This is a genomic window from Flavobacterium sp. DG1-102-2 (genome assembly GCF_033042555.1).
Taxonomy (GTDB): Bacteria; Bacteroidota; Bacteroidia; order Flavobacteriales; family Flavobacteriaceae; genus Flavobacterium.
Map to the genome: position 1 here is coordinate 175,834 of NZ_JAWLIK010000010.1, position 6,102 is coordinate 181,935.

At 31.9% G+C, this 6,102-nt stretch carries 6 protein-coding genes and 1 tRNA gene; 1 reads left to right on the top strand and 6 read right to left on the bottom strand.

Annotated features, from left to right (window positions below):
• The first annotated feature begins 140 nt into the window (after positions 1-140).
• Positions 141-214: transfer RNA gene (locus R1T16_RS14695), tRNA-Ile, on the top strand.
• A gap of 90 nt (positions 215-304) precedes the next feature.
• On the opposite strand, the gene R1T16_RS14700 is transcribed toward R1T16_RS14695, so the two are convergent.
• The 6 genes from R1T16_RS14700 to R1T16_RS14725 form a co-directional block, all read right to left on the bottom strand.
• The gene (locus R1T16_RS14700; RefSeq protein ID WP_317501878.1) at positions 305-1,810 is read right to left on the bottom strand and encodes a hypothetical protein; all 1,506 of its coding nucleotides are present in this window, start codon (positions 1,808-1,810) and stop codon (positions 305-307) included.
• Between the two features lie 176 nt (positions 1,811-1,986).
• A complete protein-coding gene (locus R1T16_RS14705) occupies positions 1,987-2,226 on the bottom strand; it encodes a hypothetical protein (protein ID WP_317501879.1) in 240 nt (79 codons plus the stop codon).
• 220 nt (positions 2,227-2,446) lie between these two features.
• Positions 2,447-3,910 (bottom strand): DNA polymerase, encoded by a 1,464-nt coding sequence (locus tag R1T16_RS14710; protein ID WP_317501880.1) that lies wholly within the window; start codon positions 3,908-3,910, stop codon positions 2,447-2,449.
• A 246-nt stretch (positions 3,911-4,156) separates the two neighbouring features.
• On the bottom strand, positions 4,157-4,822 hold the full coding sequence (locus R1T16_RS14715; RefSeq protein WP_317501881.1) for a protein rep: 666 nt from the start codon (positions 4,820-4,822) through the stop codon (positions 4,157-4,159).
• A gap of 3 nt (positions 4,823-4,825) precedes the next feature.
• Complete coding sequence (locus tag R1T16_RS14720; RefSeq protein WP_317501882.1) at positions 4,826-5,104, bottom strand: helix-turn-helix domain-containing protein; 279 nt, start codon at positions 5,102-5,104, stop codon at positions 4,826-4,828.
• Between the two features lie 89 nt (positions 5,105-5,193).
• Positions 5,194-5,895: a hypothetical protein gene (locus R1T16_RS14725; RefSeq protein ID WP_317501883.1), complete on the bottom strand. Its 702-nt coding sequence runs from the start codon at positions 5,893-5,895 to the stop codon at positions 5,194-5,196.
• Positions 5,896-6,102: the final 207 nt, after the last annotated feature.

A 6,102-nucleotide genomic window follows, 5' to 3' on the forward strand; every position in this document is an offset into this window, starting at 1 on the left:
CTAAGATATTTTATCTTTTTTTCGCGTCCAAAAACTTAGTAATCAGTGCGTATTAAATTATCTTGCAAAAAGGTTAAAAATATCCTTTAAAATTATTTGCACTGATTAAAAAAATGCTGTAATATTGCAGTCTCAAAACCGGTCCTATAGCTCAGCTGGTTAGAGCACCTGACTCATAATCAGGTGGTCCCTGGTTCGAGCCCAGGTGGGACCACAGGAAAAAACCGCAATACTTTAATTATAAAGATATTGCGGTTTTTGTTTTTTATGATTTGTACGGTTATTGTACGGCGATATACTTTTACTAAAACAAAGTCTGAATATTTGATGCGGAAGGCTTATTGTTTCCCGCATCAATCAATATTATACTTTCATCTTTAGCCATATTCAAATCGTCAAGAATCTTGTTTACTTTCAAAAGTTCTGTATTATCAAAATAGAGAATTACCTTAATACTTTTAGTTGTATTATTTGCCCGTTCATAAGTCTTAACTTGATGTTCAAGATTCATTCGCAATTTACCGTTTGAAGCTAATTTGAATTCAATCAAAGTTTTGTCATTGCTACCCTTCGAAGCAGCATAGTCAACAGGGCCTCTGCCGTTATTAACTTCACGATTTAAATCGTAAGGGGACGAATACCACGTAAGTCGATAAATAACTTGAACATCGGCTTCTCTTTTAAGTGGGATTCCCTTGTGGTAAAACAATCTATAGCCGTCCTTGTTTTCTATAACATCTTTCATAAACATTATTCTTTTCATTGACTCTGTGTATGAAGATTCAGAATTAATTTTGTAAAAGTCAGTTCGATGTACTAGGTTAGCAATTAATTCTGTGACGTTAGATCTAAATAATTCAATAACCTCAAGTACCTTTTGATGGGATAGGTTTTGTGCTTGAAGCTTATTTCCTTCTTTAAGCTTTATGTAGTAGTTTAAGATATCAGGATATAATCTGATAGTTTGACTTACAGCTTCTGAGACTTCACTTTTTGTTGGTTTTTTTACTTTTCGATTATTTCCTCTTCCAATAATTTCAGGAGCTGGTAATTGTGAACTAAAGTAACTGTGAATTTCACTGCGCAATTGATCATTATCAATAGAGGAGCAGATGCCTGCAAAGTTTCCTTCTAAATCATTACTGTTTATCCAATTGTCGTCTTTTGTTAGAAGGTCTACTGGAGTCAAAATAATATAATCATTATTGTAGAATGGTAATCTAAACGGCTTAGGCATCCATTTTTCAAATTTATAATCAAAAAATGCTTTTGCAACATTTATAGTTTTTGTCTGCTCAGGAAGAAGGTACTTTTCAGCGAAGGTTTGGGTGTATTCTAACAAATAATATTTGATAAGATTACATGTAAAATCACTGATATTGTCTTTTCCAACTCCTAGCTGAAATAAGCATACCTTTTCTAAGTGCGTTGTTGATGTAATATTTTCGGAGTTTAAATCGCTATAAACAATATGCATGTTTTGTGACATTGCTTCTGCAAATTTCTTTCCTAAACCGCTTCCCCCATTTCCAGTAGTGCTATATCCTAACCAGTTTTGTTTTACCTCAGAAAAGTAATACCATGATTTTTGTTGAGCGGATGTTACATGTCCATCCTCAGATTTTGTTTTTAGAAAGGTTAAATAAGCTAATATTTCTTTGTGTAGATTATTATATTTTTCTTCCTTACTCCCGAATAATAAAAATGGATCTATGAACAGTGGCAGATCATTTATTAGGGAGATATTAAATGCCCCATATGTTTCTAACGCTTCCTCACTGACATTAAAGAAATCTGTAAAAAATATCATAAGTTAAAAGATTAGTTAGAATAATCGAATATAAGAAAAATTCTACTATAAAACTTTAAAAGCTAACTAATTGCGTGAATATGTATTGTTGCTTCTCGCGCGCGTATTGTTTCTGACTAAGAAAGGCTAGCAACATGGTGCTAGCCTTCAAATTTTAATCTAACGTCTAGATCAAATCAGTAGGTGGGTTTATTTCGACATTCTTTAAATTTATACCGATCATCAATTATTGTCTGGATGGCTATTGCTTTTCCATCTATACAATATGTATCTACGTCATAGAAAGCTTTCTCTTTGCCTGTTTTACCGTCTATATATATGGCGGCTTTGCATTTACAATCGTCGTTGTCATCATCGTTTTTGCTGCAACTTGTTAAGAAAATAATTGGAGTCAATAAAATAATTAGTTTTTTCATTTGTGGTAATTTAAGGTTTATATTGTTTGCAAAAAAAAGGCGTGGACATTGTACCACGCTAAACCTAGGATTACCACACCCCAACAAAGCAATGATACAAGCCACGCCAAACGGCGCGCCTGTATACACTAATTGCTTTGTTTTTAAATGTGGTAATTTAGGTTTAGCAATAATGCACTAAGCACGTATTATTTTTCTTCTGTAAAGGTATGAATTCTATCTAAGGTTCATAGAACTCGTTAAAATTTATTCTTGCACTAATTTGCTTACAGACCTTTTCAAATTCTTGCTTATATATGGTTTCGATTTTGGACTTTAGCACATTAAAATTATTCACATTTAGTTGATAAAGTGTTGCATCATGCAGTGGGATTAAAAATTGTGCGGTAGGAACTTCGATATTTGTTCTGATTACCGCATTCTTATAGATAAGAGCTGCTGTAGATTGGATTACATGACTTAATGACCATGAAGTGTTGTTTGCTAATAAATCAGCATTTGATGCCTTTCTGAAGTTTCCTGCACTGGTGCCTACTTTTCCATCTGCTTGTATTCTGCCATCAATCTCATTTCTGTATTTTGTCAATGATTTAAATTCTAGAAAATAATTTTGAGCGGCTTCGTTCAATGACTTGTCTCCATACATGTACCTGTAAAAAATTATTTTTGCAACTTTTCTTTTTTCATGATCTGAATAGGGTTTTTCGTTTAAAAGATTATTAGCAATATCAGTATATATGTCACTTTTATACAGTTCAATAAGCTTTTTATCTTTACTCAACGTTGCCAGTATGCCAGCTTCAAATTGGGAATAGTCAATATATAAAAGCTTGTAGCCTTTATCAGCAATAATGATATCTCTATTTGTTCTTCGCAAGTTCTGTAGAGCTGGTTGTTTTAATATTATTCTTGATGTAATAGTTCCAAAACCTAGGTACATTGAATGCGTTCGCTCTTTACCCCCATGATGGGTAAGCATAAAGAGTAGACTTTCAAGATCTTTTTGATTTCGCTTTAAATTATATAAGAGGTTACATATTGTGTCCTCAGTTTTCCAAATTTTAAATGTATAAGGAATTGACTGCACAATATTGTACCCTTTACTTTTCAAATATGTTATCTGGAATTTTTCATCGTCAGGAGTGAAAATATTGTGTTTAAATTGTAATTCATTTTTTATTTTATAAATGCTAAGTTCAAGATCACGACATCTAGATGACAGTTTTTTGTGATCAAGTCTAACGCCCAATTTTTGTCTCTTGTAGATTATCTTATTAATGGGCAATTCGATAGATTCAAAACGATTTTTTTCTTCCAAGTTGGAAGTTAGAGTAATGTATAAGTTAGCTATATGTTCTAGAAATTCTCGAAAGTTATTGTTATGTAATAAAAATGATGAATCAATTATATGGTGGTGCTTAAGCGAGTTTATCACAGTCCATCTTTCGTAATCTATAAATTCTTTACCTTCTTGAGCCATTTGTTTATCGAAGCACTGTAAGTCAATAATTTTTGGCAAACTTTTGTAACCCATGCTGTGTACGTACTGTATTAGATCACTGACTTGCGATGTAATATAAGTGTCTTTATAATTGAATGCGTGCAAGATTTTATAATCTTCAAAGTCATCAATATTTAAAATATGCCATTGAGATTCAATAAAAAGAGCGATATATTTTTTCATGCTTAAATAGAATATAATTGTTCAAAATCTTCTACACCCTCGTTTCCCTCTTCATTGAAACCATACACATAAACTAAATCCTTGTCTTTATATCTATGTGTGTAATCGTGTGATTCCTCTAATGAATGATGAATTTTGTTTAATTTAATGTTATTAATGGCTAATATCTCGCTGGAAAATTTCCTCAACGCTACCAAAGTTGTTCTGTTTTGGAAATATCCGTGTGAGAAACCTTCACTCAGCTTTCTAAGTAGTACTCGTTGATAATGTCCATATTTCTAGCCATTCACTAATTAGAGAGTCCCCAATTTGCTTATTTTCAACCATAAGATGGAAATGTGGATTATATCTTTCTCGATTTAAATCAAAGCCGCATTCAAGCGATTTTACTCCTATTAACTCAAAGCCTTTTCCTCTCAATGATCTTTTTCGATGTTTGTCTTTGATTCTTTTAAATATATCAAACATTTCTTGAATTCTGCCTTTCAATTCATGCTCTTCGCATGATTTAATGGTTAAAGTAATTAGATGAGGCTGTGTCCAAGTTTTAATAATTGGGATATATTTGTTTATAATTTCCGCTCTCCTTATGTTTTGGCAAATCTCACAATTTCTGTTTTTACAATATTTACTGTACAATCGTCCATTAGATGTAGTGATGGTATTTTGGCAATAGTATATATTCCAGTTTAGCTTTTGTTTATAAGAGTCTCCTTTTGCCTTTGCTAGGTCAACTAAATTTAAAGCTATGTTTTGATTCGCTTGCTTTCTTTTTGCTCTAAGCTTCAAATTGGATGTAGTTAGATTCGAGCCCTTGCCAGTTACAATTTCACATTTGTGATTTAGTGTTGTCCCGTTTTGTCCTAATGTAATAATCGAGCCGCCTAAATTTTTTTTTTCCCTCTTTGTCATAACTTATATGTTTAGAGGTTTTAATGAAGCTAATAGATCTGCTTTCTTGTAATATCTCCTATTACCTATTCCAAGCGCTATAACCTTTCCTTTTTTTGTCCAATGCCATAGTGTGCTGCTGTCAATTTTAAGAAAATGACACGTCTCTTCTCTAGTTAATAATTCATCGGGATTAGAAACTGAAAAATGTTTTGTAATCTCTTCAAGATGACTTTTTATGCTGTCGTTGATCAACTGCACTAAAGCTTCAGGTGTTGTCTGAATAAATTGTAATGTTCCCATTTGAGTTTGTTAAATTGTACTCTACAAAGGGACGGCGGTAGTATATGTTGAAAAAAGAGTTGAAAAACGTGTTTTAAGTGTTTTTTTTATTAAATACGTGTTTTTTCAAAATTTATACGGAACTCATCAAGTTTATTACTTTCTCTGCTCCACTTTATAGATGCTTTATCAAAATTTGTAATAGATATTGAATACTCTTTTAGTATAAATTCTCTATATTGATCTTTGGTGGCATTTAAAGTATATTTCTCGCCACTGTTTTCATTAAGATAGAACCAAATGTTAGTTAATTCTCTTTTTGATTTAGTGTAATATTCACTATGTAAATACATAAATAATTTGTAACACATAATATTCCATAGGTTCGGGTTATGAGGAGGATATAGCTCAGTACTTTCAACTAGTTCGTTGGATTTCGGAGGCTGTTCAGTTATAATCGCGAGATAGTTTCTGTAATATTCTATTCTTTTCTGCTGATGTAAATCTAACAATCGTAAATCAAAGTGAGATATCATAATTAATTCATGTTGTATGAAATCTTTTAGATCTAAAGGAATCCCGTCTCTTGTGGCTCTCGAAAATTCTGCATTTATAATGTACCCTTTTGCATCAAATTCAAATATAAAATTATTATTCTGGTCTACATTATAACGGTTAACTATGTGGCTATTTTGAAATAACCATTTTTGAAACCTTCTATTGAAGAAGCTATCAATTTCTTCAATTCTTGTAAAGCCAATAAAAAGGCTGATAAATTTTGCTTTATTATAAGTTTTACTGTCGAAATCCATTACAAATTTTATTAGGTTAACAAACCATCTTAACGTTAGTTTGGAAAAAATTAAAGTATAGACCTAACGGCGTTATAAGATAATTAAGGTATCCGTAAACCCTATTTACGGTGGTGTAAACTTAATTAAAGTATCCGTAAACCCTATTTACGGTGGTGTAAACTTAATTAAAGTATCCGTAAACCCTATTTACGGTGGTGTAAACTT